At 41.5% G+C, this 25,114-nt stretch carries 23 protein-coding genes and 1 tRNA gene; 13 read left to right on the top strand and 11 right to left on the bottom strand.

What is annotated here, in order from left to right:
• Window positions 1-40: 40 nt before the first annotated feature.
• Window positions 41-754, bottom strand: a complete 714-nt coding sequence (gene radC / locus BMZ72_RS14895; protein ID WP_089809554.1) for a RadC family protein — start codon at window positions 752-754, stop codon at window positions 41-43.
• A gap of 240 nt (window positions 755-994) precedes the next feature.
• Between radC and BMZ72_RS14890 the strand changes: the two genes are divergently transcribed.
• The 4 genes from BMZ72_RS14890 to BMZ72_RS14875 all read left to right on the top strand — a co-directional run bounded on the left by BMZ72_RS14890 (window position 995) and on the right by BMZ72_RS14875 (window position 3,957).
• Window positions 995-1,942, top strand: a complete 948-nt coding sequence (locus BMZ72_RS14890; RefSeq protein ID WP_089809552.1) for a ribose-phosphate pyrophosphokinase — start codon at window positions 995-997, stop codon at window positions 1,940-1,942.
• Between the two features lie 39 nt (window positions 1,943-1,981).
• On the top strand, window positions 1,982-2,563 hold the full coding sequence (locus BMZ72_RS14885) for a 50S ribosomal protein L25 (RefSeq protein ID WP_012789207.1): 582 nt from the start codon (window positions 1,982-1,984) through the stop codon (window positions 2,561-2,563).
• Between the two features lie 143 nt (window positions 2,564-2,706).
• Window positions 2,707-3,288, top strand: a complete 582-nt coding sequence (gene pth / locus BMZ72_RS14880; protein ID WP_089809550.1) for an aminoacyl-tRNA hydrolase — start codon at window positions 2,707-2,709, stop codon at window positions 3,286-3,288.
• A gap of 57 nt (window positions 3,289-3,345) precedes the next feature.
• Complete coding sequence (locus BMZ72_RS14875; RefSeq protein ID WP_012789209.1) at window positions 3,346-3,957, top strand: fumarylacetoacetate hydrolase family protein; 612 nt, start codon at window positions 3,346-3,348, stop codon at window positions 3,955-3,957.
• Window positions 3,958-4,200: 243 nt separating this feature from the next.
• Here the strand turns inward: BMZ72_RS14875 and BMZ72_RS14870 are convergent, their stop codons facing one another.
• On the bottom strand, window positions 4,201-4,635 hold the full coding sequence (locus tag BMZ72_RS14870; RefSeq protein WP_089809549.1) for a MarR family winged helix-turn-helix transcriptional regulator: 435 nt from the start codon (window positions 4,633-4,635) through the stop codon (window positions 4,201-4,203).
• Window positions 4,636-4,705: 70 nt separating this feature from the next.
• Between BMZ72_RS14870 and BMZ72_RS14865 the strand changes: the two genes are divergently transcribed.
• From BMZ72_RS14865 to BMZ72_RS14850, 4 genes are all read left to right on the top strand, one after another.
• A complete protein-coding gene (locus BMZ72_RS14865; RefSeq protein WP_255373204.1) occupies window positions 4,706-6,835 on the top strand; it encodes an alpha-ketoacid dehydrogenase subunit alpha/beta in 2,130 nt (709 codons plus the stop codon).
• A gap of 81 nt (window positions 6,836-6,916) precedes the next feature.
• A tRNA-Met gene (locus BMZ72_RS14860) sits at window positions 6,917-6,990 on the top strand.
• A gap of 25 nt (window positions 6,991-7,015) precedes the next feature.
• A complete protein-coding gene (locus tag BMZ72_RS14855) occupies window positions 7,016-8,173 on the top strand; it encodes an AAA family ATPase (protein WP_089809547.1) in 1,158 nt (385 codons plus the stop codon).
• Entirely contained in the window at window positions 8,170-8,838 is a 669-nt protein-coding gene (locus tag BMZ72_RS14850; protein WP_089809545.1) for an HNH endonuclease, read from the top strand. The genes BMZ72_RS14855 and BMZ72_RS14850 overlap by 4 nt, the downstream gene beginning before the upstream one ends.
• 50 nt (window positions 8,839-8,888) lie before the next feature.
• On the opposite strand, the gene BMZ72_RS14845 is transcribed toward BMZ72_RS14850, so the two are convergent.
• The 4 genes from BMZ72_RS14845 to BMZ72_RS14830 form a co-directional block, all read right to left on the bottom strand.
• Window positions 8,889-11,312 (bottom strand): ABC transporter permease, encoded by a 2,424-nt coding sequence (locus BMZ72_RS14845; protein ID WP_089809543.1) that lies wholly within the window; start codon window positions 11,310-11,312, stop codon window positions 8,889-8,891.
• 497 nt (window positions 11,313-11,809) lie between these two features.
• On the bottom strand, window positions 11,810-12,610 hold the full coding sequence (locus BMZ72_RS14840; RefSeq protein ID WP_089809541.1) for a DUF5694 domain-containing protein: 801 nt from the start codon (window positions 12,608-12,610) through the stop codon (window positions 11,810-11,812).
• Window positions 12,611-12,770: 160 nt separating this feature from the next.
• Window positions 12,771-13,106, bottom strand: coding sequence for a hypothetical protein (locus BMZ72_RS14835; RefSeq protein ID WP_089809539.1), 336 nt, complete (start codon window positions 13,104-13,106; stop codon window positions 12,771-12,773).
• Window positions 13,107-13,123: 17 nt separating this feature from the next.
• A complete protein-coding gene (locus BMZ72_RS14830; RefSeq protein ID WP_089809537.1) occupies window positions 13,124-13,498 on the bottom strand; it encodes a hypothetical protein in 375 nt (124 codons plus the stop codon).
• Window positions 13,499-13,628: 130 nt separating this feature from the next.
• Here BMZ72_RS14830 and BMZ72_RS14825 point away from each other — a divergent pair, with 130 nt between their 5' ends.
• From BMZ72_RS14825 to BMZ72_RS14810, 4 genes are all read left to right on the top strand, one after another.
• Complete coding sequence (locus BMZ72_RS14825) at window positions 13,629-13,979, top strand: hypothetical protein (protein ID WP_089809535.1); 351 nt, start codon at window positions 13,629-13,631, stop codon at window positions 13,977-13,979.
• Window positions 13,980-14,153: 174 nt separating this feature from the next.
• Window positions 14,154-15,116 (top strand): DUF6268 family outer membrane beta-barrel protein, encoded by a 963-nt coding sequence (locus tag BMZ72_RS14820; RefSeq protein ID WP_089809533.1) that lies wholly within the window; start codon window positions 14,154-14,156, stop codon window positions 15,114-15,116.
• Window positions 15,117-15,139: 23 nt separating this feature from the next.
• Window positions 15,140-16,345: a fumarylacetoacetate hydrolase family protein gene (locus BMZ72_RS14815; protein ID WP_177222796.1), complete on the top strand. Its 1,206-nt coding sequence runs from the start codon at window positions 15,140-15,142 to the stop codon at window positions 16,343-16,345.
• A 186-nt stretch (window positions 16,346-16,531) separates the two neighbouring features.
• On the top strand, window positions 16,532-17,116 hold the full coding sequence (locus BMZ72_RS14810; RefSeq protein ID WP_089809529.1) for a Crp/Fnr family transcriptional regulator: 585 nt from the start codon (window positions 16,532-16,534) through the stop codon (window positions 17,114-17,116).
• Window positions 17,117-17,166: 50 nt separating this feature from the next.
• Here the strand turns inward: BMZ72_RS14810 and BMZ72_RS14805 are convergent, their stop codons facing one another.
• Entirely contained in the window at window positions 17,167-18,324 is a 1,158-nt protein-coding gene (locus BMZ72_RS14805; protein ID WP_089809527.1) for a polysaccharide pyruvyl transferase family protein, read from the bottom strand.
• 371 nt (window positions 18,325-18,695) lie between these two features.
• Complete coding sequence (locus BMZ72_RS14800) at window positions 18,696-19,502, bottom strand: ATP-grasp domain-containing protein (RefSeq protein WP_089809525.1); 807 nt, start codon at window positions 19,500-19,502, stop codon at window positions 18,696-18,698.
• 118 nt (window positions 19,503-19,620) lie between these two features.
• On the opposite strand from BMZ72_RS14800, the gene BMZ72_RS14795 reads away from it, so the two are divergent.
• The gene (locus tag BMZ72_RS14795) at window positions 19,621-22,299 is read left to right on the top strand and encodes a hypothetical protein (protein ID WP_089809523.1); all 2,679 of its coding nucleotides are present in this window, start codon (window positions 19,621-19,623) and stop codon (window positions 22,297-22,299) included.
• Here the strand turns inward: BMZ72_RS14795 and BMZ72_RS14790 are convergent.
• The 3 genes from BMZ72_RS14790 to BMZ72_RS14780 all read right to left on the bottom strand — a co-directional run bounded on the left by BMZ72_RS14790 (window position 22,296) and on the right by BMZ72_RS14780 (window position 25,095).
• Window positions 22,296-22,676, bottom strand: coding sequence for a ribosomal maturation YjgA family protein (locus tag BMZ72_RS14790; protein ID WP_089809521.1), 381 nt, complete (start codon window positions 22,674-22,676; stop codon window positions 22,296-22,298). The genes BMZ72_RS14795 and BMZ72_RS14790 overlap by 4 nt on opposite strands.
• Before the next feature lie 35 nt (window positions 22,677-22,711).
• Window positions 22,712-23,449 carry a hypothetical protein gene (locus tag BMZ72_RS14785; protein WP_089809519.1) on the bottom strand — a complete coding sequence of 246 codons (738 nt, stop codon included), beginning with the start codon at window positions 23,447-23,449 and terminating at the stop codon, window positions 22,712-22,714.
• A 134-nt stretch (window positions 23,450-23,583) separates the two neighbouring features.
• The gene (locus BMZ72_RS14780) at window positions 23,584-25,095 is read right to left on the bottom strand and encodes a RagB/SusD family nutrient uptake outer membrane protein (protein ID WP_089809517.1); all 1,512 of its coding nucleotides are present in this window, start codon (window positions 25,093-25,095) and stop codon (window positions 23,584-23,586) included.
• Between the last annotated feature and the right edge of the window lie 19 nt (window positions 25,096-25,114).

Genomic DNA, 25,114 nt, shown 5'->3' with positions numbered 1-25,114 from the left:
ATTGCGAATGTAAGGAAAAAGAGGGTATTAAATCCAAATGTTATATAATGAACCCATCTTCCACCATACTGCAATAGCCGGCTTCGGAAACAATAATGTGGTCGAGCACGCTGATGTCAAGAAGGCGCCCGGCAGCTTTTAGCTTTTCGGTGATCTGTATGTCAGCGTTGCTGGGACGCAGATTACCGGAGGGATGATTATGGCAGAGGAGGATCTGGGTAGCGCCCAGTTCCAGTGCTTCGCGGAAAATGACTTTGGGATCGACGATGGTGCCGGTAATACCACCGATACTGATACAGCGGTGCTGGAGCACACGGGAGGCATGATTGAGATAGAGTACATGAAAGGATTCGAGTGCGGCATCACCGAGTAAAGGCTTAAAGTAGAGTGCCGCATCCCGGCCCTGCCGGATCGTCTTTTTCTGGTGCATATAGCCTGCCTGACGACGGCGGGCGAGTTCCATAAGGGCAATGATCTTTGTGGCTTTGGCAGGGCCTATCCCCTCGATCTTTTTCAACTGTTCAAGTGTGAGCTTGCCCATTTCACCCAGATTGTTAGAAGCAGAACGCAACACTTCCTGTGCCAGCGTAAGAGCAGATTTTTGTTTGTATCCATCATTCAGCAATATGGCGAGTAACTCAGCATCGCTTAATGCATGCGTCCCCTTGCTGATCAGTTTTTCGCGTGGCCGGTCATCTTCAGGCCAGTGTTTGATGGCAATATGTGTATTTGCCGGGTTAACTGCTCCTTCCATATTTGCTAAAAATATTAGCAAATATATTCCTTCCCACTCAGTTTTTTTATCTTCTCCCAATTTATTTTAAATTAGTCTTCCTGTTGCTAAGGTTATCCGGGAATGAGTGGCTAATAGTCTGTGAATAAGTTTGTTATATAGTTCGCAAATAGACAGGGCGTTTGCCGTCTTGCAGATTGCCCAAAAAAATACAGAATACGTACTCCAAAAAGCATAGTTTTGCAACCTCTTTAATATTCCATGCAACCATCAGTAAAAATTTTCACAGGAAACAGTAACACAGCTCTTGCTGAGAAAATCGCAAAGCGTTACGGTAACGGTCTGGGTAAACTGACCATACAGAAATTCAGCGATGGCGAGTTCCAGCCAATCTACATGGAAAGTATCCGTGGTGATTATGTTTTCCTGATACAGAGCACCAACGCTCCATCGGACAATCTGATGGAACTGTTGATGATGATAGATGCTGCTAAAAGGGCATCTGCAGGTTACATCACCGCTGTAATTCCATATTTCGGATTCGCGAGACAGGACAGGAAGGACAAGCCAAGGGTAGCCATTGCATCCAAGCTGGTGGCTAATCTGTTGACTTCGGCAGGCGCTAATCGAGTGATAACCATGGATTTACATGCTCCGCAGATCCAGGGTTTCTTCGATATCCCGGTAGATCACCTGGATAGTTCCGCAATATTCATCCCGTATATCGAGAATTTGAAGCTGGAAAACCTTACCTTTGCGTCCCCTGACGTAGGTAGCACCAATAGGGTAAGGGAAGTTGCGTCCTATTTCAATGCTGAAATGGTGATCTGTGACAAACACCGTAAACGTGCGAATGAGATTGCCTCCATGGTGGTGATCGGTGATGTAAAGGACAGGGATATTGTATTGATCGATGATATCTGCGACACCGCAGGTACACTGACCAAAGCGGCCAACCTGCTGAAAGAGAAAGGGGCGAGAAGCGTAAGAGCTTTCTGTACGCATCCGGTATTGAGTGGTAAAGCGTTCGACAATATCAGCAATTCCGTACTGGAAGAACTGGTGATCTGCGATACTATTCCACTGCAACAGCAGAGCCCAAAGATCAAGGTGATCAGCGTGGCCGACCTCTTCGCAGTAGCGATCCGGAACATGCACGAAAACAGGTCTATTACAAACCTGTTCGTTCATAGCCACCGCAGGGTTTAATTAACGAGCATTATTTATAACAACATAAATGTTTAATCAATGAAAACGATAACAATCGAAGGACAACTCAGGAGCGAGTTTGGCAAAAAAGCCACCCGCCAGGCACGTTCTGAGGGCCAAGTGCCTTGTGTTATTTACGGGGGTGCAGAAACCGTAAGTTTTTCAGCTCCGGCAGTATCTTTCAAAAATCTGATCTACACTCCTGATTTTCAGTTGGCTGAAATTAAATTAGGTAGCAAAGTTTACAGATGCGTACTGAAAGACAAACAATTTGACACTGTAACAGACGAACTGTCTCACATCGACTTCCTGGAACTGGTAGAAGATAAACCAGTAGCAGTTACTCTGCCAATCAGAATTGTTGGTCAGTCAGAAGGTGTAAAAGCCGGTGGTAAGCTGGTAGTTAAAATCAAAGCGCTGAAAGTGAAGGCTCTGCCTAAATATCTGCGTGAGAACATCGAAGTTAGCATCGACAACCTGGAACTGAACGGAAACATCCGTGTAGAAGACGTTGTTGCTGAAAACATCGAAATCCTGAACTCTCCACGTATTCCTATCGCGTCAGTAGTAATGACCCGTCAGTTACGTCAGGAAGAAGCAGCTGAAGGTAAAAAGAAATAATTCTTTCAGAATATTTTGCAAAAAGTCCCGTTCCGGCTCGTCCGGGATGGGACTTTTTCTATTTTTGCCCTGCATTACATTTGACTTCGTATAAATAGAGGCTTTGTATGCTACAGACGTATAGCAATTAAAATAGTAATCCGATGAAGTACCTGATAGTAGGATTAGGGAATATAGGGACCGAATACGAACAGACGCGCCATAATATAGGCTTTGATATAGCCGATGCTTTTGTTAAGAAGCACGGAGGCTCTTTTAGGGAAGATCGCCTGGCAGATGTAGCCGAAATAAAATGGAAAGGCCGCATTTTTGTGGTGATAAAGCCTACCACTTATATGAACCTGAGTGGGAAGGCGGTTAAATACTGGATGGATAAGGAGAAAGTGCCACTGCAAAATATACTGGTATTAGTAGACGATCTGGCATTACCATTGGAAGTAATACGTCTGCGTCCCGGTGGCAGCGATGCCGGCCAGAATGGACTGAAAAGTATCCAGGAACTGCTGGGCACCAATCAATATCCACGTTTACGCTTCGGTATAGGTAATAACTATCCGCGAGGAAGACAGGTGGAGTTTGTACTGGGTAAATGGACGAATGATGAATGGCCTGTGGTGATGGGCAAGCTGGGGAAATGTGTGGAATTGATCGAGAGTTATGCTTCCATCGGATTGCCCCGTACGATGAATGTCTACAACACATTGAGCTACCCTTATGATAAATAAATCTCGAAAAACTGATATGATCCGTTCTTTTAACCTTAAAACCAAGAAACACCTGTCATGAAAATTATTTGTGTTGGAAGAAATTATGCTGATCATGCAAAGGAACTGAAAAATGAGGTGCCAACCGAACCAGTGATTTTCATGAAGCCTAAGAATGCATTGTTACAGAATAATCACCCATTTTACTATCCGGAGTTCACCGACAATCTGCATTATGAATGCGAGCTGGTACTCCGTATCAGTAAGAATGGTAAACATATACAGGAGAAGTTCGCCGATAAATATTACGATCAGATAGGTATCGGAATAGACTTCACTGCCCGTGACCTGCAGGAGAAACAGAAACAGAAAGGATTACCCTGGGAGATTGCCAAAGCATTCGACAATTCAGCTGTGGTAGGACAGTTCATGCCTATTACCCCTGAACTGGACAAAAAGGATATCAATTTCTGCCTGTATAAAAACAAAGAGATCGTGCAACAGGGAAATACAAAGGATCTGCTGTTTTCCTTTGATTTCCTGGTATCCTATATTTCCAGGTATTTCACCCTGAACATCGGTGATCTGGTGTTCACCGGTACACCGGCGGGTGTAGGGCCTGTGGAAATAGGCGATTCACTGGAAGCATTCATTGAGAATGACAGTATGCTGGAGTTTATGATCAAATAGGCTCTTTTCCCGATATTCAAGCGCTTAACGCCTTACTGTCCGCAGTTTGTGTTAAGCGCTTTTTTATGCCCTGTAATGCGCAATAAAGCGCACAGATTCCCTATCGCAGCAATGCGACAAAGCAAAAACCGGTTACCCTAAAAAAACAGATGAGAAAAGCGCTAAGCTGGCAGATCGTTTACATTAATCAGCCGCTTTGGGGGCGGCGTCTCATAGTCAGGAACGAGTGGTAAGCGTCAGTGATCAGGGAATGTTTTGATAGATAGCGTCCAGTATCCTGGTCAGTTCAGTATAATCATATTCTGTTAATCCAGCCCATCCTGTTTTACGCATGTCCAGCACCAGCGGACGAACATCCTTGTACTTTTCAGCGCCTTTAACGGTCAGCTGTAAATACACCTTCCTGCGATCCTGCGGAGATCCTTCTCTGACTACCAGTTCCTTTTTCACCAGTAGTTCAATGATACGGGACACCGTCGTAATATCCTTTGAGGTCAGTTTGGCAAGCTCATTGTGCGTGATCTTCTTGTGCTTGTACAGGTTTTCAATCAGGAGCCACTGGTCAACCGTAATATCTTTCTTATTGGCATCGAAGGTCTTCTGCCAGTAATTACGTATTCGTTTGAGGGTGGCATCCAGCTTAAAAAAAGACGGATTGCTTACAAAAGTATCAGTCATATTCGTTAATTTGCAGTAGCAATAGTTGTATTAGCAACTAATTTAGTTTAACATCCAAAACAATCCTTACGTGTTTAAAGATAGTACAAGTGTACCAACTTTTAAAGCTGCTGTTCCCGGTAAGGAGCGGTCTTCCGGCAAACAGGTGACACTATTGAAAGCATACCGCTTCATGCAGCAGGCGGCCCATATGGCGGCCACTTATGAAGCGAACCGCAATATCTGCAAATATGTACATTCCACGTCCCGCGGCCATGAGGCTATTCAGATCGCCACTGGTATGCAACTGCAGCCATGGGATTATGCCAGCCCCTATTACCGTGATGACAGCATGCTGCTGGCCATGGGATTCACGCCTTATGAGCTGATGCTGCAACTGCTGGCAAAAAGGGACGATCCGGCATCTGCAGGGCGTTCTTACTACTCACATCCCAGCAGTCTGGATCCGGATAAGCCCATCATTCCACATCAGAGCAGTGCGACGGGTATGCAGGTTATTCCGGCAACAGGTATGGCACAGGGTATCCGCTACCTGGAAAAAACAGGTTCGCCGCTGCTGAAGACAGGTCCGAAAGGTGAATTACCGGTTGTGCTTTGTTCGCTGGGAGATGGTAGTGTAACGGAAGGAGAGGTGAGCGAGGCATGGCAGAGCGCCGTATTATGGGAACTGCCTGTCATCTACCTGGTACAGGACAATGAATGGGGGATTTCCGCCAGTTCGGAAGAAACCCGTGTCATGGATGCCTACGAATATGCGGCCGGTTTTAAAGGCATGGAACGCATGCGTGTGGACGGGAGCAACTTCGAAGAATGTTACCATGCAATGGGCGCCGCCATCAGCTATGTAAGACAGGAACGCAAGCCTATGCTGGTGCACGTCTGCGTCCCTCTGTTAGGACATCATACCTCCGGTGTACGCAAGGAATGGTACCGCACAGCGGAAGATCTGGCATTACATGCAGAAAAAGACCCCTTACCATTATTGCGTCAGCGATTGCTGGAGATAGGTGTGGAAGAAAAAGATCTTTTGGCGATAGAGTCAGACACCCCAAAATATATCAGTCTCGAATTTGACAGGGCAACAGAGGCTTTCGAGCCAACCGCTGATACTGTAGCAGATCACGTTTTTGCCCCGGCAGCAGTGACCCTTGAAAAAGGTGACAGACTGCCCGCCAACGGTAACAAGGTAATGATGGTGGATGCCGCTCTGCACGCGGTAGAAGAAATTTTACAGCAATATCCTGAAGCCATATTTTTCGGTCAGGATGTCGGCCGCCGTCTCGGTGGCGTATTCCGCGAAGCAGCCACACTTGCTGAAAAATTCGGAGATAACAGGGTATACAACACCGCCATCCAGGAAGCCTATATCGTTGGTTCGACCGCCGGCCTTTCAGCTGTAGGCGTCAAGCCTATAGTAGAGATCCAGTTTGCTGACTATCTGTACCCTGGTTTCAATCAGCTGGTAACAGAAATCTCCAAATCCTGTTACCTGAGCAATGGAAAGTTCCCCGTGCAGACACTCGTACGTGTGCCTATCGGCGCCTACGGTGGAGGAGGACCTTACCATTCCGGTAGCGTGGAATCTACCTTACTGACCATCAAAGGCATCAAAGTCGTATATCCGTCCAATGCTGCCGATATGAAAGGTCTTATGAAAGCAGCCTTCCTCGATCCAAATCCGGTTGTCATGCTTGAGCATAAAGGTCTGTACTGGAGTAAAGTCCCCGGTACGCAGGGCGCTATCACCGTCGAACCAGACGCTGATTACGTCATCCCCTTAGGTAAAGGAAGAGTAGTACAACAGGCCCATCCCCGTGACGTCAAAAAAGGCGACACCATCTGTATCATCACCTATGGTATGGGCGTATACTGGGCACAGGCAGCTGCTACACAATTCCCCGGACAAATCGAGATCATCGATCTGCGTACACTCTTCCCATTGGATGAAGAACTGGTGTACAGCACGGTGGAAAAGCATGGAAAATGTCTCATCCTGACAGAAGAACAACTCAATAATTCTTTTGCACAGGCACTCGCCGGACGTGTACAACGCGTTTGTTTCAAGTCACTCGACGCACCCGTGTTTACGCTCGGAGCCCTTGATCTGCCTGCGATTCCGATCAATACTATTCTTGAAAATGCGATGTTACCGAATCCTGAAAAAGTAGCGGCTGCGGTTAAAGAATTATTGTCTTATTAAATATTATAAAGTTTTCTTTGGTTTTTTGAAATTGTCCATTATCTTTGCACTCCCGTTTTGAGATAAGACAACGGAAAAAACGGCGAGGTAGCTCAGGCGGTTAGAGCGCAGGATTCATAACCCTGAGGTCAAGGGTTCAACTCCCTTTCTCGCTACAAGGATTAAAAAAAGGCTTTCTATATGAAAGCCTTTTTTGTTTATTTTCATCTGTACTTTGATAGAAAATTTATGAATAACGCATTCATTACAGCTATCACTATAAATGAGGTTCGCAATATTAGGGAACTCAAAATCCCACTTTCTTCAAGCGAACGGAAACATTTGATTCTTACTGGAAAGAATGGAAGCGGAAAAACGTCTGTTCTTGAAGGCTTAAGAGATTCTCTACAACGTTTATTTGGACTTCATGTCGCTTCAAAACATAATATAGAAGTCGCTTTAGCTGACGATGAGGTAAACAGCTTACTTAATGAAGGGAAGTTTGTATCGGCTTTTTTTGATTCAAAGCGTCAATCCAAATTTAATAAGCCTGAAGGAATAAAGAAAGTTCAGCTTAAAACAAACTACCATTTAACTGAAAAAATTGCAAATCAGTTTATACAATATATAGTTAACTTAAAAGCTGATAGGTCTTTTGCAAAAGATGAAAATGAAACGGAAGTCGTGAAGGAAGTTGATAGATGGTTTTTGCATTTTGAAAAGAGTCTAACAGAGTTGTTTGGTGTTCCCAATCTCATATTATCATTCGATAGGAAGAACTATAATTTCAATATAATTGAAATAGGTAAAGAACCGTATTCTTTAAATGACTTATCTGATGGGTACTCAGCAGTTTTAAGTATTGTTACAGAGTTGTTGCTAAGAATGGATAGTTCTGGGAGCAAAAATTACGATGTTCAGGGTATCGTACTCATTGATGAGATCGAAACTCATCTTCATATTGAATTGCAGAAAAAGATATTACCTTTTCTGACTTCTTTCTTCCCAAAAATACAATTCATTGTTACTACCCATTCTCCTTTTGTTTTAAGCTCTATAGAGAATGCTGTTGTTTGTGATCTGGAGAAGAAGATTGTTACAGATGATCTATCGGGTTATTCTTATGATACATTAATTGAAAGTTATTTTGAAGCAGACAAATATTCCACTGTTTTAAAGAACAAAATGCAGGAATATGAGCAATTGATGGCTAAGGAATCATTGCAGGATAGTGAGAAACTTCAATTGGAAGAATTAAAAAAGTATATTGAAGATGTCCCCAAATTCTTAGCCGATGAATTAGCAGTAAAGATTCAGCAAATTCAGTTAAAAAAGCTTAACAATAAGAAGAATCAATGATTTTCGCCGCTAAGTCCCAGCCCGCACCACCTTGTCTGGCAAATGAGAAAGCAAAAGCTTCTGGAACGTATAGATGTGATGATGTTCTTCATGCGATAAAAAAGGATTTCTATAACAAATGTTATATCTGTGAACAACGTGAGCCTACGACCATCAATGTAGAGCACTTCATTCCTCACAAAGGCGATCGCGATTTGGAATTTGATTGGGATAATCTGTTTTATGCCTGTGCACACTGTAATAATATTAAATTGGCGCAGTTCGATAATATCCTCAATGTGACCAATAGCTTGCATGATGTAGATAGAAAAATAAAATATCAGATAAGGCCATATCCGAAGGAAAAGGCAACATTTGAGGCGATCGATGATACAGTGGCTGTGAGAAATACCATCTCTCTTTTAAATGCTGTCTACAATGGTACTACGACATTAAAGACAATAGAATCGGGAAATCTTCGGAGTCTTTTGCTTAAGGAAATAAGAGCTTTTAATGACCTGTTGTTTAGGTTTTATGATGAAACTTATACAGAAGAAGAAAGAGAAACTATAAAGAATGATATAATAAGGCATTTGCGTTCCTCGTCTGCTTTTACTGCGTTCAAAAGATGGATAATACTGGATCTTGAGAATATCAGACCAGATTTTGAGCAATATTGTGGATAGCCATTGATTGTAATATTGATATTCACAGGAGCAATAAAACAATAGCTTTATTAATCCATTTTTAGACTCTTGACGGGATTCATTGCAGCGGCCTTAATACTTTGAAAACTTACCGTTACTAGGGTAATGATCAAAGCACCGACACCACACGTCACAAAGATCCACCAGGACAATGTGGTACGGTATGGATAATTATCCAGCCAGTTATGCATAAAATGCCAGGCCAGCGGCATAGCTATCAGAAAAGCAATTACGACCAACAAGGCGAAGTCTTTTGAGAGCAGGCGCCATATATTATAAATGGATGCACCCAGTACCTTCCGCACTCCGATCTCTTTGGTACGTTGTTCTGCAGTAAAAGCAGACAAGCCAAATATTCCCAGGCAGGAAATGAAGATGGCCAATATGGAAAAGAAAGCTACCAATGTGCCGAAACGTTCTTCAGCAATGAATTTTGCCGCATATTCTGCATCTGCGAATTTATAGTCGAATGGCGCTGAAGGGATGATCTTCCTGAAGACATTTTCTATTGCAGGTAGTGCCTTGCTCATACTAACGCCAGGCTTCACCCTGATATTTATCCAGTTCACATCTCCATTCAACGCTTTTACAAAGAATAATGTAGGCTCCACCGGTTTATAGGGAGATTCCATAACCATGTTTTTAATCACACCCAATATCTTATAAGGATAAGGGGCCTTATCCCGCCATTTCCAGGTAATGGTTTCCCCTACAGGGTCAGCGAATGCAAAATACTGTGCTGCGGCTTCATTGATCACAACTCCGGAAGAATCACCTGCGAGATCCCTGGAGAAATCACGCCCGGCTATAACCTGCCAACCTATCGTTTTACCAAATTCATGTGTAACGGCAAGCGTTCCAAAACTTTCATCCTGCGCAGGATTACGACCAGCCCAGTCAAACCCATTATTTGAAGACCGTACTTCTGTCGTCTTGCCCATTGACTCTGCCATTTCATCCACCATCCCGGTATTTAAAAGAGATGTTCTCAACAGATCATACTTGCCATGAAAATCTGCGGACTTCATTTCCAGCAACAGTAAACCTTCCCTGGAATAACCAACAGGCCTGTCTTTGGTATAATTCACCTGCCGGTAGATAACAATAGTACATATAACAAGGACAACTGAAATTGTGAACTGCATCACTACCATTGCTTTTCGTGGAATGGCTGCAAAGCGGCCTGCACGATAGGTGCCTTTTAATACTTTAATGGGTTTAAAAGAAGAAAGATATAACGAGGGATAACTTCCTGCCAGTACTGATGTGATAATGATGAAGCCAACGCCCATCATCCAGAAATAGGGGTTATTCCAGACCATGTTTATCTGTTTGCCGGCAAGTTTATTGAACCAGGGCAATAAGGCCGTAATCAGCAAACAAGACATTGCAAAAGACAATATCACCACTAAAAATGATTCACTGAAAAACTGATAGATTAGCTGCATACGCATAGAGCCAAGGGCTTTGCGGATACCTGTTTCCTTTGCTCTTTTTTCAGAGCGTGCCGTGCTCAGGTTCATGAAATTGATACAGGCCAGCAACAACACAAATAAGCCAATAGTACCTATCAGCCATACCATGCGAACAGGCCCATTAGCAGGTGTCTGCATCGCTTGTGGATAAAAATGCCAGTCGCTCATGGGATGCAGAAATACACTGATACCAGCCTGCTCATGCTTTTTGAATTTTTCCAGTCCGTGGATATTTTCAAGCACTGCATTTTTAATACGACTGTTCACCGCTGCAAGGTCCGCCCCTGACTGGATCTCCGCATATAGTTTAATAAAACCATTATTCCAGTCGTTAATGGCGCGTTTCTCTATCCAATCGTTCTGTGATACCCAATACTGAAAAGTAGAAATAAATTTAACGTCTTTAAACTGCGTGTTCAGTGGAAGGTCTTCGTATACACCTGTAATGTTCAGGCTTGTCTTATTATTCATCACAAGGATACTGCCTACAGGATCAGCATCCCCAAATAATGCTTTGGCCGCAGATGAACAGAGCATGATGGAGTAAGGATCATTCAGCCCTGTCCTTTTACCACTCAGCATTTTAAGTGTGAGCATTTCCGGACCACCTTCATCCATGAATATACCGTTCCGGGAGATCTTTTTCTCCCCCGCTGAAAGAATATATTCCTGCGCCCACGATGCCCTCACAATGTATTTGAATTCATCTTTATATTCACGCTGAAGTGTGGCCGCCAGCGGATAAGGCAGCGAATTGTTTATGAAGACACCATCTTTTGGATCCGTTCCTGTTGTCATTACCTGAGTAACGCGATCATAATTATCATGATACTTATTGAATGAGAGTTCATCCCAGATCCAAAGCCCATTCAGGAGTGCAATGGTGATACCCATGGCGAGCCCGCCAATATTGATCAGGGAATAAGACTTGTTAAGAACAAGATTACGCCAGGCTATTTTGATGTAGCTTTTAATCATGTGGCAGGAGGGATTTATGTATTCGGTGCATTAAAACTATGCCAGTTCTAAACTTGTTGATAGTCAATTTTTTAAGTGCGTATCATGGTCTGGAAATGTTCGTTTTCAATACATCCGCTGTCCGCTTATGAGGCAGGTGTTGAAATCTTTTGTACATGAATGGACAGGCCATGAGAGGAGCACCCCATAGGTCGGTTCATCCGGGCTGAAGTACTTGCCTTCAATCAAAAAGTATTCAAATTCAGCATCAATTGGTTAGATAATTCTTTTAATCTCGCTACAAAGTAAAAGCTTCAGAGAAAGCTGGAGCTTTTTTGCGTTGAGATATTTAAGTTTCTTTAGAATAAAAAGAGGCCGTCTCAAAAGCATTGAGCAGCCTCTTTTTATTTTATTCAGGTGACCGATGGAATCAGGTAGTCATTTAAGCTCATCTGAAGACATTCGATTGTTTTTGATACAGCCTCTTTTTCTATAGAAACTCTTTTCGCAATGCAAGCTTATTTTAATACGCTTTTCAATTCCACTACATCGAAGTTATCATTGCTTTCTAAAAAATGTTTTAGTATTGGGATATGTCCTTGCCCCAAAATTAAAATAACATATTTGTCAGAGGGTTCAACCTGATTTATAATATTTGAATAAATAGCAAGGTTTCTTAAATACCAATCTGATACAGCTTCTGCTCCTACATAATTTTTACCAGCTCCAACCTTTGCCATAAATTTCAGATAAAGAGATAAATTTCTGTTTAATTGTTCGGGTTTGTTGATGTATTTTAAAACCTCGGTTATTGTGCCTTTTTTCAATTTATCATTATAGTCATTTAGCATAACATTTGCCTGGGTCCCTAAATCTTTTAGCAAATCAAGTTGATTATTTTCTTTTGCAGTCGCAGCCATGGAGCTACTATGTGTCATTCCATAAAATTTATCTATACAGTTTATGTGATTTAAGTTTAATTTTTTAGCTAACCTAAACCCAATTTGTTCTCTTTCTGAAACTGTTATTTTATAATGATCTGTCAAATATGAATTGTACAAACTGTCGTTAGAAGATTGATTTTCAAATGGCCTTTCAATCATTACTTTAGTAGCCTTTGTTTGAGATAGAATATTAGTTAAATCTTCTAATTCACTTTGTCGCTTTGCACTAAAAAAATCGTCTACTTTTAATTCGAATTCATCCGTATGTGGAGTTTCAAAATGGATAGTTCCGATCAGTAAAATTTTTGTTTTCTGAGTTTGTGCAGATGCTGTAAATCCAAAAGCTAAAGCAAAAATTAGTGTTATTATTTTCATATATAGATTGTTCTTTTTTTGGTTGTCCCTTTTTTGTTTCTGAGGTGTTTAGAAAGTAGACAGATTTCAAAAATCAGCAATTTAAAATATAGAGATATTGTCTATGAGAAATAAGTGAGTGAATGAAGGCTTTCAGCATTGCTGGAAGCCTTCTCTATTATTAGGGCAATTTTATCGGCGATAACAACCAGGATATACCATCTTCTTCCTGTTTAACATGCCAGACAGTAACGCCAGCTGTAATATCCCTCGTTACAATACCATGTAACATAAACGGAGGTATCCACATGAGTTCTACTATTCCGTCTCCGTCCCAGCCTGCATCCAAAAACATCTCCTTTGCGATATTGGTATATTCCTCCGCGTTTCCCAAACACGCTTCCGGACTAAGGGTGAAATTCAGATTATCAATCCACTCATAAGCTTTCACATTAAAGGTTCTTAGGGTCTCTGGCAGATAGGTGATTATTTTACTTTTATCTATTTGATTATTCATATATTCTTCTTTTTAAGCTATTCATTCACCATCACACGATTTCTCATCATATTAAACATGGCAATTTTATTTGGTGATAAAAGCCAGGATACACCATCTTCTAATTGTTTAACGTGCCAGATGGTAATGCCAACGGTAAGTTCCATTGTTAGGCTACTTTTCAACATAAAAGGCGGAATCCACATTAATTCTATTTTCCCATCTCCATCCCAACCTGCATCTAAAAATAGTTCCCTCGCGATGCTAAGATATTCTTCAGGGTTATTCAAACACGCTGCCGGATCAATGGTGAAATTCAGGTTGTCTATCCATTGATACGCTTCCACGCTAAAGCTTCTAAGGGTTTCTGGCGGATAGGTGATTATTTTACTTTTATCTCTTTGGGTATTCATATTTTTGCTGGTTTAAGTTGATATACTATCAGATAATCAGAAGGTTTAAAGATAGCAAATCTGATAGATCAATGAAACCTTGCAGGATGCATGCCTCCAGACTTTAATTACATGTAGAAAAGATAACACAATGAACATTAATTTAGAAGATTACAATCTACGTTCGAAGATTTTTTCAGGTAACAATCTGATTATCATCTTTCAGCATAAGGATGACATCACAGAACGCCGAGTATTGGAACTCAATGAAGTAGTTGGCTTTATTGATCATGCAGATAAGGCAGAGTTGGTATCTCTCCGGATAGGTGAAGGAAGTTCCTATGCCTTTGATCTTTCCTTACGATTAGATCGTGAAGAGATCAGAGATTTTTCAGAAGTATTGCTTTTTATTGCAGGTACAGGAGGTCGTTTCTGCTTCAGAGCTTGTGCAGGAAATATCCTTTTCAGGGAGTGGACGGAGAATGATATCTGGTTGAAATAAAATAAATACCTCAAATAGTTGGTGTCCTTTCAAAATGCTGACATCAAATTACCTTTTGCTTTAATGCTGCCGCAACCCGACATAGATATTGATAAATATCAATGACTTCCGCAACCCTGATAGATAGTTTTGTCACATTCCATACAGGACATTGACAAATAAAACTATCACAGCATGAAATCAGGTTATCAAAGATCAATACAATCACGGTATCGGGCGAAGCAGATAGATCTGCTTACTGCTTTTGTTATAGCTATAATCACACTTCTATCAGGACCGGCATTTAGTCAGGGATATATCGAAGGCGTTAATATCAGCTATGAACACATGCCCATGAAGATCGAGACACCGCATGGCGATCAGAAGTTCACCGGCAGTAATTTTAAAATAGCAACGACCATCCCTATTTTTCTTACCCCCAATAAGTCTAAGTACCTGCTTGTGGGCGGGAATCTGGAAGCCTTCAACTTTTCGGGCACTCATCCGGATTTTGATGTCAAAAGAGTGTATAGCATTTCTCCCACCCTGGGTTACAGTACAATGGTCAATAGGAGCTTCAATCTTACCTTTCTTTTCACTCCAACCATGAACAGCGATTACAAGGATGTAAAGACGGCCGATATCAACTTTGGCGCCGTAGTAAGGGGCAGCTGGAAAGTAAGCGAGAATCTGACCTGGAGAGGCATCCTTGGGTATCGCAGACAGTTCTATGGACCACAATATGTCGTATTGCTTGGTATGGACTGGAAAGTCAATGATAAATGGCGAATATTTGGTGATCTTCCCCATAGCACAACAGTGAGTTATGCGGTCAATGAAAAAGTAAATACCGGCTTTAATCTGTTCGTGCAACAGTCAACATACCGTTTGAAAAACCAGCAGCGATATTTCGAATACAATACAGTGAATCCTGGTCTCTTCGCTGAATATTATGTATCTCCCAAATGGGCAGTCCGCGCTACCGCAGCTTATACGCTGATCAGGAATATGGAGATCTATAACAAAAATGATAAAGCAGATGGCTTTATTGATTTCTATGAGATGGGTGACCGGAAAGATCCGCTAAATCCGGAAGTAGCCAGTGGCCTTTCTTTCAGGATAGGATTGAGTTACCGAATTGTTCCCGGGAGAAGATAATATTCATGAATAAAATCACTGGCATGACTAGAATAATCATTGGCCTGTCAATTGGCTTTGTATTGACATTGTTGGATATTTATCCTGTTTATTCCCGGTTACTACAAACCTTAGAGCGCATAAAAACAACCCGGGATGTAGCTGAGGTGCATAACTTCAGAAGAAATTCACAGATAATCAAATCACCTGAAGAAGCACTTACGATCAGTAGGTTTTATCAGGATAGCAGGGTGCATACACTTGCAGTGTTAGAGGATGATGGTGAAAGTGTAACAGGGGTGGACCTTAGTGCTGCACTAAAACGATATGACCTGCATTCGTTTGATATCATAATGGATATGGGATTTGATGAGGTTGTAAAACTTATCGGAAAGTCTTCGGAAAAGATTGTTGTAAAATATGAAGAGCTGCTGCCGTGTGTTGCCGGGGATCAACATTTAGCTATCGGGATAAATTATGCAGAACATGGAAAAGAAACCGGGCAGGTGAGACCTTTTATGTTTCCCAAATACGTGCATACTGATCCGGCGATCCATCAGCTAAATTATACCGGCGGCTGGCTGCTGGATCATGAGGTGGAACTTGGAATTGTATTTCCATCGGCTGTCTGTGCTGTCGCCGACCTGGATCATATGATGATAGGTTTTTTGGTGGTAAATGATTTCACCGACAGAGCTACGCTTATGCGAAAGATGGATAGCAAAAATGTAACGGGCGGTAAAGGTTTTCCGGATGCCAAAAGTAAAAAGGGCTTTCTGCCGACGGGTCCTTACATGGTCATTCCCAGGAATTGGCGCGCATTTGTAACCGAATTGAAGCTACAGCTTTCTGTTAATGGAAAAATACGACAGGAGGGTGCCGCAAAAGATATGGTGTGGGACATAGATAAAATAATCGAACATTCATTGGCGGTGAAAGGTGAAAAGAAAAGTTTCTACCAGGATAAAATGGTGGTATTATTTGAGGGCGATTGTATTCCTGCCAATAGTATCATCATCACCGGAACACCTTCTGGTGTTGTGTTCAACGCTCCAGCTAAAAGCTTCATTGTGGGTACCGTTACCAGATATATCTTCACTGGTGGATTTTTTAAAGCAAAAATGCACCCATACATTTTGCGGCAGTATCTGAAAAAAGAAATGACAAATCCTCATTATCTCAAACCTGGTGACCAGGTTGAAAGCTCCATTAGTTTTTTGGGGTCAATAAAAACGAATGTTAAAGAATGATTGGCAATATGTAGCCTGCCCGATATAGTACCAGAGATTAGTATTTATCAAGAGGTTGGATGGTTTAACATACCATTCAACCCACTTGTACTTCGGAGTTGTTGCGCATTTTAAGGTATATTACAAAGTGATTTTAGATACTACCGACTTGAAATTCATTCTGTTTAACAGAAAACACAATATCATATGATAGATCCTCAATCACTCATACAAATCGAGGCATTCATAAGAAACATTATTCAGCCTGATACGCATGAATGGGATGCCTTTGTACAAATCGTTCAATTCAAAACCTTAAAAAAGAAAGAGCTATTGCTGAGGGAAGGACAGGTTTGTAATTTCATCGCATTTGTGAATAAAGGTGTATTGAGAGAATATTCTTATCAGCATGAAAAAGAGGTAACTGCCGACTTTGTATGTGAAAACCAGTTTACCAGTGATTATCAGAGCTTTATATTACAGGTGCCCTCGAAACAAAATCTGGAGGCCCTGACAGACCTTGAACTCCTCATTCTGAGAAAGGAAGACATAAATGACGTATATGATAAATACAAGATTTGGGAGCGTTTCGGACGGCTGATTATTGAACGGGTATTTTGTAGTGCGGAAGAGAAACGAAAAAAGATCATCGCCAATTCTCATGAAGAGCAGTACCGTGACTTTATGAACAACTATCCGCAACTCATTCAGCAGGTGCCACAATATTATATTGCATCATATCTGGGACTAACGCCGGAACACCTTAGCCGCTTAAGAAAGAAGAAAGGCTGACATAAGGATAGACATAAAAAAAGGGTGCTTTGTGCACCCTAAAGACTTCCTCAACCTATTACAGATACATTCGCCAACTGCCCCGTGCTCTCTTTGATCACATCCGCCATATCATCAAAATGTTGCTGAATGATTTTCTTCACATCCCTCAGGTCTTCACTATCTACCCTTGGTGGGTTATTGATTAGTTGATTGAATTCCTGGAAACACCTGTTGCCCGTCTCAGCATCATTTTCACCAGCTTCAGGATAAGCCGAAACGATTTGTCTTTCCAGCCCAAACGGCTTCAACAGATAAGTGATCCTTGAACTGATAAGCGGCTCTGTATTGATACAGACAAACGGTACGTTCTGGATGATCGCAGAGATCGTCCCATGATAGGTATCGCTCACTGATATATCAAATCCGGCGATCATTTCAAATGTCTCAACAGGATCTTTATATTCTACAACATAAGAGAATTTGTCGCCAAAAACACTTCTCATTTTCATTACCGTAACATGATTATCATATTGCCGGCTGTAGGCATAAAAGCAAATGTCGAACTGAGACAGATCGGTATTTTTTAGTATGGCAATGAGTGGATCACACAATTTGAGAGAAACAGAGATACCTATCAGTGGCTTCCTGTTCGCTTTTTTCTCTACTTTTTTCAACTCAAGATCCAGCACCGGATCAGGAATTGCTTTCACCTTATCAATCCCTATTTTATGCAATTCGTTCTTGAAGAATTCAGTCCTTACCGCAATGTATTTGGACCGTTGTTCTATATTATGAAATAAGTGTTCTTTTGTCTTTACAGATTCGAATCTGTGTACACAATTGAATAACACTACCGGTTTTTTAGTGGCTAAAAATGAAGCGGAATCCAGGAAGAAGATTTTACCATCTTTCTCATAATCTTCACTCCAGATTACATCTCCACCGATCACAAGTGCATCATATTGAGAAAGGACTGATTCCAGAAGGGCTATTCCTTCTCCTGCAGGAAAGAAGTTAATGTCCAGACCATCCTTATGCTCCTTCACAATTTCTTTGCTCTTGGTTTTGACATCAATGGCAAAAATGTCTATCTCGCAGTTTTCAATACGTTTTTTTAGTTCGTAACGGGTTTTCAGACAGATCATGATACAACCGGGATTATAATCACCACGGTAATATCCACCGTACATGCCAATCATGGCAATTTTTGTTTTAATGCTATTCATAGAGATTTAACTAACAAGGTTTTTTGAGTCAGATACTTTATAAAGTGTAAAAATTTCTATTGTGTTTTAGCTAATTGATTAACAAGTGCTCAGCGAGCCCAGGAACAAACTTTTATTTTAAGAAACAGTGGGCATCGTATAATAGGACAATATTTTATCCGGTATTACTAAATATACAATAATCAGTTGTAAATATTATATTTTTAAGCCATCATACCTCTCATTTGGGCGGTAAGCTATAATAGCAGGCGCTGTCCTGGTATCAAAAGGCTATGAAGCCCATGCCGTGTTGACGCATATTAGTGAAGTACGTGGTCAGAAAGTACCAGACACAGACGAACAGATCAGCTGGTTGAGGATGCAAACACGTATTAATTAGCAACGAAGTACGCAGACACCTCACGGATAATATCCTCAATATTCGCTTTATAAAACCCTGCACCATTCATACATCCACACTCTACGATGTAATACGCATCACCGCAAAGACATACATCCATTACAAATACATCATGGGGAGTATACTCTTTGCAACGGGCCACCGCAAAGTCAATCACAGCATCAGGGCACCCCGCTTCCTTTTTTAGCTTAAAGTATTGCCGGTATTTTGACGCAGCTACCACTCGTTTATTAACAATCCACAGCCGCCATTCATATTGAATGTTATAAGGTTCAGAGACAACAATTTTGCTTTCAGGTGATAAAATACTATTCTCTACAGCTGAAAGTTGGGAAAACCAATCACGGATCTGATCATATTGTTTCAGCTCACCTGCAAATGATTTATTGTCGTCATTCGGACGTATAAACAATAATTTGTCTTCAGGGTATTCACTATTATCAATGAGTGACTGGAACGTAGTGATCTTTGCCTCATAGTTGAGCATGTGACGCCCCCAATGTTTGATGTAGTTTTCTATAGAAAACTGTTGCTCATCAAAGAAAACCCCTTCCCGTAATACAGGATCATTTGCCGCTATTGCATTAAATGTAGTAGAGCCGTAAATAATAGAACGGTGTGTTTTATCAAATGGGGGCAAGGTCGATGTAAAGGGTATAATGTCTATTGCATGAAATGGAATGCCCAATCTGGCGCACGCACTTTGCATTCCTTCAAAATCGGATAGGCTTGTAAGGTTGCGTTGCACAACCCATTGTATGTTTTTAAATTGTCCCATGGTTAAGATACGCGAAGATATGGCGGTTCCCCGTACATCGTATCATTAACCCAGATATATTAGAAAGATGTCCGATTGGGTCAGAAATATTTCTTAACTTGTTATAAACACGCTATCTATGAAATCGCCGTTAACCCCGGATTTGGCAACAAGTACCCGCGCAGTAGCCAATGTCGCCTCAGAAGGCGCAATTTCTCAACCGGCCGTCCCATTTAGTAAAGCACAATCAAATAATACTGATGCGAAAACAGCACCGGAAGAAGTTTTTTCGGAAGATCTGGCTGCCGCCGGGAAGATAGAAACGCCACTGGAAATCGACATGGATGAAGATGGCGTACTTGAGCCACATACTTTATTCATTGATCCGGAAGATGGCGAATTGTGGCTACATTCCGACGCTCAGACTTTAAGTGTTTTTTTACAACGTAAGCGTAATAAACATAAAAAGAATTTATCATCCCAGGTAATTAAATTGTTAGCGAATATTGAGGCTGCATCAAAAATCATACATACTGGCAAATATGGAACAAGGGGTTCGAATAACAAAAAAAAGGCTCCTACAACACAAGAAAGACAAGCCGCCCAGTTTCAGCTTAGACAGGTTGCTGTTTTGCTGCAACAGCTGAATATATTGACGAATGTGATCATGAAGAAACAGCGGCCCCCGTCTCATCAGGAACAGTTGGTCACTAGAACAATAGGGTCAGATGTTTTTTGCGAGAAGGTCGTAATGGCGCCACTTAGCATTTTGAGAAGAGATGATAATATAGAAGGGTCTCAGCCAGTAGAGGAGACCGTTCTATGGAACAGTGTTAAAAAATTCGCGGGTTATAAACGCGGACATATGTTAAATGAGCATTTACATGGCCCGGGAACAAATAATAATCTTGTACCTATCTCTACAGCTTTTAACAGTACCATGAAGACTGGTGTGGAAAGAGCAACAAAAGATGCTGTCAATGGAAATAATAAGGTAGTGAGATTCGAAGCGGAAGCGCTTAATTGGGGTAGCTATCCGGGAGCCTTTGGATATCCGGATGAGAAAAAATTACCTGCAAAATTTAGATTTAAGGTAACACAAATGCAATTGATCCCTGGGCATAACTATGACGGGAGTCTTATTCAACACTGGCAGGACTCGACAACTGTCATTTATGAGGACTCTCCTGACCATGACATCCCTGTTGACCTGGTAAAGGGAGTTGTTGCCCCTGTTATAAAAAAGTTTGTGCCAGGAATATACTTTCATCCCGGCGGAAAAATTCAACTGGCGCCGACTGGTAAAAATTATCACCTGATAGGTAATTTTAGCATCAATAATGATCATTCTCTTTTACCCGCGCTTGCGTTAGACGATCCCAGTCAGCTTACAGCTTCTTTTATCAGAGAATCGGTATTGACAGAGTATGAGGTCCCCAACGGTTATGAGATCATATATCCATTTCCTCCAACACAGCTGGACTATATTTATAAAGGGAAGATCGAAAAATATCCTACTCAAGGTTTTACTTTTTTGGTCAGAAATATTGCAGAACATCCGAAATTGGAGAAAGAATATGAAGGACAAAAGCAACTGATCATTGACGCAGAGAAACTGCAACAACAACAGGTATTGGATATTCGGCAAGAGCAAGAACGGTTAAAAAGAGAACAACAGGAGCAATTCAGGTTGAAAAAGGAAAAAGAAAAGCAGCAACAGGAAAGACAGCAACAAAATGATGATTATCGCCACAATCTGCTGGGTAAGATCCGGGTGGAGTGCCGGAAATATGAATCAAAATTTGGCAGTGATGGATTGAGTAGATATAAAGAAGAAAGGGAAAATTGCCTTTATTATGCTAATACTGAGTGGAAAGGTGATACTGATCTTTTCGATAAAGAAGAGGACTCGTTACTAGAGCCAATTAGAAGTAAAATTGTTAAAATAAAAGACGAAATCTTGATATGGGAGATCGATCTTCAAAAGAAACGGGAGAAAATTGAATTGTTGAAGATAAGCCTGAATGAAAAAATTAATGAGAAGTTCTTACCGGAATTTAGTGATAAGCCATTGCGCTATTTTAATGAAAAAGTGGAAGAGATAATTGACAGATATAGTAGACATTGGGAGAAATCGTCCAGGACATTAAGCGCCGATTTTGATGAACTATTGAAGTCTCCACTAGAAAACGTAGAAGTAGCATATAACAGGACAAATGAAAGGTTTTCTGATAAGATTTCCACTAGCGCAATACACGAGAAAAAAACATTAAAATCAGGGCCATTCAGATTGAGCCAGGGTGAAGATCGTGAACGGCAATCTCAACGAGACAGAAAAATGGAGAAAGAGCCCTTCAGACTCACAAATGCTTCATTCAACGTAAAGGAAACGAAATCAGAACATCCAAATCCGCTAAAGCGTAAGGGAAGTCAGGATAATATTTTGGATACTGAAAAAGTCGCAAAACAAAAGACGGAAAGTTTCACATGGGGAGTATCAAACGAAACTACCGGTTCGTCTATGCAAATAATAGCCCCTTTCACATTGTCTGCAGAAGTAAGCAGTAACATTACCAATAGTGACAACGATTATGTGAAGACGGTAATCGATGAAATATCTGGTACCGTGAATTATCTTTCAGAAAATATGAATGTTACGAATGATCTGCTTATCCAGTTAAAGTCATTTCTACCGCAATTTGCCGTCAATCCCACAGCTCAGGGGAAAGATACGATATTAAATATGCTTAAAGGTTTACAGGGAATTGATAACGAGGGGTTGATAGATGCATGTATATCGATGTGGGAATCGCTTTAATTGTAATTCCTTTTTAATGCCTTCTCTGCCAATATCGTACATGCAATCCCTATTGTATAACATATGATATCAGCCCAGGTGAAGTAATTCCCGATAATGATATTCGCTGCCCTGGAATGCTGTAAGCCTAATAGCTTAACCACTTTGAAATATTGTAACATTTCCACCAGGTAAGAAAATGCCAGTACCCCCAAAGCAACAGGGACTACAGGTGCCTGAATAAAACTGCGAACAAAACAATAGATCAGCACCACGACCAGTACATCTCCAAAATAGGGACGGATAAGATCATCGTGTACATATAAGGCAATCAACACTTCTATAACAAAAATAAGAATCGCCAATAACAGGTACGGCAGACTAAAACGGAATTTCATAGGAACTAAGATAATACTTCAGATGTATAGAGATATTAATAATTTATCTTTTTATGTACTTCGCCTTTCTCATTATAAAACAGGATCTCAGGTTCGTTTTGCTCATTAACGATCATCTCCAGTCTGATCCGCCCCTTGGTATCACGTACGAAAATGCCTGTTCGTTGACCTTGCTGACCTGCAAACATCCGCGTATAGCCAAAATATCCATCCGCTTTTAGCTTGTTGATCACTTGTTGCTGTTCCTGTTCGTTTTTGACCTTACTCCGGATAGAATCAAGTGTAGCCATCATCTGATCTACAGGGAATGAGGGCCGCTCAAAAACCGTCAATCCTTTGGTATCATCGCCTTTTTCCCGCTGAATGTAGGACAACTGCACGACCTGGTTGTACTTATCAAACGTGATACTGAGCTCATTCTGACCTTTCCCATTTTTTCCTTTCCCATTGTATACCAGACCGCCACATTCTTCTCCTTCAGTATTATAAAACATGAGTCCTGCTTCATCACCACCCTGACGGCTCATCTTTTTACCATTCACAACAGCCGGAGGAAGGTTTTCCTTATTGAACAAGGAAAGTTTAACGGTACCATCCGGTTCTACAATTTCAATCTTTTCTGCGCGTAAACTTTTGATAATATCGTCCTGCGACGATTTTCGGAAACCATAACCAATAAAGGCCAGTATGAAGACGGAAGTAACAATGGCATATACTCTGAAAAAGGCCATCTGACGGCGTAATCCGGTTACTTCATTGTGTAGATCCTGCATGGTTTGCATGAGTTTGGTGAATGATGTGGAATATATCGCGGAAGATAACAAAAGGAGAGAAGTTCTGCAACGGTATAAACAAAGAACGGCCAGGTACATACCTGACCGTTCTTTACTATCTGTAATGTAAATAATTACTTGTTGAGATTAGGGTTGTTTTGCTCTTCACCCTGTGGTATCACGAAGATATAATAAGGGCTGTTAGCCGCAAAAGCGGTTCCATCAGAGAATGTCAGCGCTGTATGATACCTGGCAGGTACCTCTTTGGTACTGCCATCAGGTTTTACTACAGTCACCTTGATATCATTACCATTTACATCTACATAAGGCTTGCGTACGACTGCCTGTTGGGTACGGATGATATCAGATAATCCAAAACCTTCACCCCAGAGTTCTTTTCTCCTTTCTATCAGGATTTCTTTGATCAGATTCTCCGCTGTAGCACCGTTGGTATCAAACAGCCTGGCTCCTCTGGCGGTACGAAGCTGATTTAATGCAGTTATCCCTTCGGGAATACTACCCGCACGGGCATAACCTTCTGCTTTAATCAGCAGGGCTTCCGCACTTCTCATCAGGACCAGATCTGCAGTCTGATCTGCCCTGAATTTGAACTTTTTATATTGTAGATAACCTTCCCTGGCAGCAGCAGAACCGTCCCAGGAAAACAATGTTTTACGGATATCCCCTGTTTCGAATAACTGACCAAAGAAAGGATCAGCCATATAACTGTAGTAATAAGAGGAAGAAGAGGATACGTCCAGGAAGTGGAAGCTATAACTACCATCACTCTGACTGGGAATTTCAGAATGTCCCCAGATCCACTCAGTGTTGCCGGCGTCATTGAAACCCTTGCTGTATTCAGATGGCGCCATTAACGGGTAGTTCTGTAATGCTTCATTCGCTGCTGCTGCTGCAAATGCCCATCTGCCGGTATTCAGGTATGCGCGTGCCAGTAAGCCGTTTACTACATCGACATTGATCTTGTATTTCGCCGGACGGTCATAACCTGCCAGCAATTCTCTGGCCTGCTGCAGATCGGAGAAGATAACTTCATAGATCTCTTTGAGAGAGGCTTTCGGGTTGCCCTGTGTACTTGCTGTAGTGGGCGTTGTATAAACAGGTGCGGTTTTAGCCGTTGAATCTTTCAGATAAGAATACTGGTAAAAAGAAGCAATTGTCAGATATGTATGTGCCCTCAACGCCAGTGCCTGTCCTTTGAGCACCTTTTTGGTAGCCGGATCTCCTTCCACTCTGTCCACATTAGCGATGATAATATTGCTATTGTTGATGATCTTGTAGAGTTGTCCCCAGATAGCAGTCACGCGTGACTGTGTCTTATCATTCATCTGAGTAAAACGATACGCCGTAGGAAAACCATACTTGGTGGTGATCAGCGCTACATCATTGGCCATCGCATCACTGGTAAGCGCGATGGTCTTAAAACCGGGATTACTGTAGGTACCACCATAAAAATCATCCATCATAGCCGCCCAGGTGCCTTCAGAGATGGTGGTAAGATTAGCGACATTTTTTAGTACAATGTCTTCAGATACCGCATTTGACGGAGCGGTATCCAGCTGTTTGTTGCAGGCTGCCAATCCTAAAAGCAACGCTGCCGTATATGTGTAAAATCTGATTGATTGCATGTTCATTCAATGTTTAAAC

This window comes from Chitinophaga sp. YR627, from assembly GCF_900114995.1.
GTDB lineage: Bacteria > Bacteroidota > Bacteroidia > Chitinophagales > Chitinophagaceae > Chitinophaga.
Note: the sequence above shows the minus strand (reverse complement) of the source record. Positions and strands in the feature narration are given on the sequence as shown.

Bases quoted from the DNA above. Each gene is read 5' to 3' on its own strand.
- BMZ72_RS14845 (WP_089809543.1), bottom strand. From the start codon at position 11,312: ATGATTAAAAGCTACATCAAAATAGCCTGGCGTAATCTTGTTCTTAAC.
- BMZ72_RS14805 (WP_089809527.1), bottom strand. From the start codon at position 18,324: ATGAATAGCATTAAAACAAAAATTGCCATGATTGGCATGTACGGTGGA.
- BMZ72_RS14785 (WP_089809519.1), bottom strand. From the start codon at position 23,449: ATGCAGGATCTACACAATGAAGTAACCGGATTACGCCGTCAGATGGCC.
- BMZ72_RS14830 (WP_089809537.1), bottom strand. From the start codon at position 13,498: ATGAATACCCAAAGAGATAAAAGTAAAATAATCACCTATCCGCCAGAA.
- radC (WP_089809554.1), bottom strand. From the start codon at position 754: ATGGAAGGAGCAGTTAACCCGGCAAATACACATATTGCCATCAAACAC.
- BMZ72_RS14890 (WP_089809552.1), top strand. From the start codon at position 995: ATGCAACCATCAGTAAAAATTTTCACAGGAAACAGTAACACAGCTCTT.
- BMZ72_RS14820 (WP_089809533.1), top strand. From the start codon at position 14,154: ATGAAATCAGGTTATCAAAGATCAATACAATCACGGTATCGGGCGAAG.
- BMZ72_RS14835 (WP_089809539.1), bottom strand. From the start codon at position 13,106: ATGAATAATCAAATAGATAAAAGTAAAATAATCACCTATCTGCCAGAG.
- BMZ72_RS14810 (WP_089809529.1), top strand. From the start codon at position 16,532: ATGATAGATCCTCAATCACTCATACAAATCGAGGCATTCATAAGAAAC.
- BMZ72_RS14870 (WP_089809549.1), bottom strand. From the start codon at position 4,635: ATGACTGATACTTTTGTAAGCAATCCGTCTTTTTTTAAGCTGGATGCC.
- BMZ72_RS14855 (WP_089809547.1), top strand. From the start codon at position 7,016: ATGAAAGCCTTTTTTGTTTATTTTCATCTGTACTTTGATAGAAAATTT.
- BMZ72_RS14875 (WP_012789209.1), top strand. From the start codon at position 3,346: ATGAAAATTATTTGTGTTGGAAGAAATTATGCTGATCATGCAAAGGAA.
- BMZ72_RS14885 (WP_012789207.1), top strand. From the start codon at position 1,982: ATGAAAACGATAACAATCGAAGGACAACTCAGGAGCGAGTTTGGCAAA.
- BMZ72_RS14790 (WP_089809521.1), bottom strand. From the start codon at position 22,676: ATGAAATTCCGTTTTAGTCTGCCGTACCTGTTATTGGCGATTCTTATT.
- BMZ72_RS14825 (WP_089809535.1), top strand. From the start codon at position 13,629: ATGAACATTAATTTAGAAGATTACAATCTACGTTCGAAGATTTTTTCA.
- BMZ72_RS14795 (WP_089809523.1), top strand. From the start codon at position 19,621: ATGAAATCGCCGTTAACCCCGGATTTGGCAACAAGTACCCGCGCAGTA.
- BMZ72_RS14850 (WP_089809545.1), top strand. From the start codon at position 8,170: ATGATTTTCGCCGCTAAGTCCCAGCCCGCACCACCTTGTCTGGCAAAT.
- BMZ72_RS14800 (WP_089809525.1), bottom strand. From the start codon at position 19,502: ATGGGACAATTTAAAAACATACAATGGGTTGTGCAACGCAACCTTACA.
- BMZ72_RS14780 (WP_089809517.1), bottom strand. From the start codon at position 25,095: ATGCAATCAATCAGATTTTACACATATACGGCAGCGTTGCTTTTAGGA.
- pth (WP_089809550.1), top strand. From the start codon at position 2,707: ATGAAGTACCTGATAGTAGGATTAGGGAATATAGGGACCGAATACGAA.
- BMZ72_RS14840 (WP_089809541.1), bottom strand. From the start codon at position 12,610: ATGAAAATAATAACACTAATTTTTGCTTTAGCTTTTGGATTTACAGCA.
- BMZ72_RS14815 (WP_177222796.1), top strand. From the start codon at position 15,140: ATGACTAGAATAATCATTGGCCTGTCAATTGGCTTTGTATTGACATTG.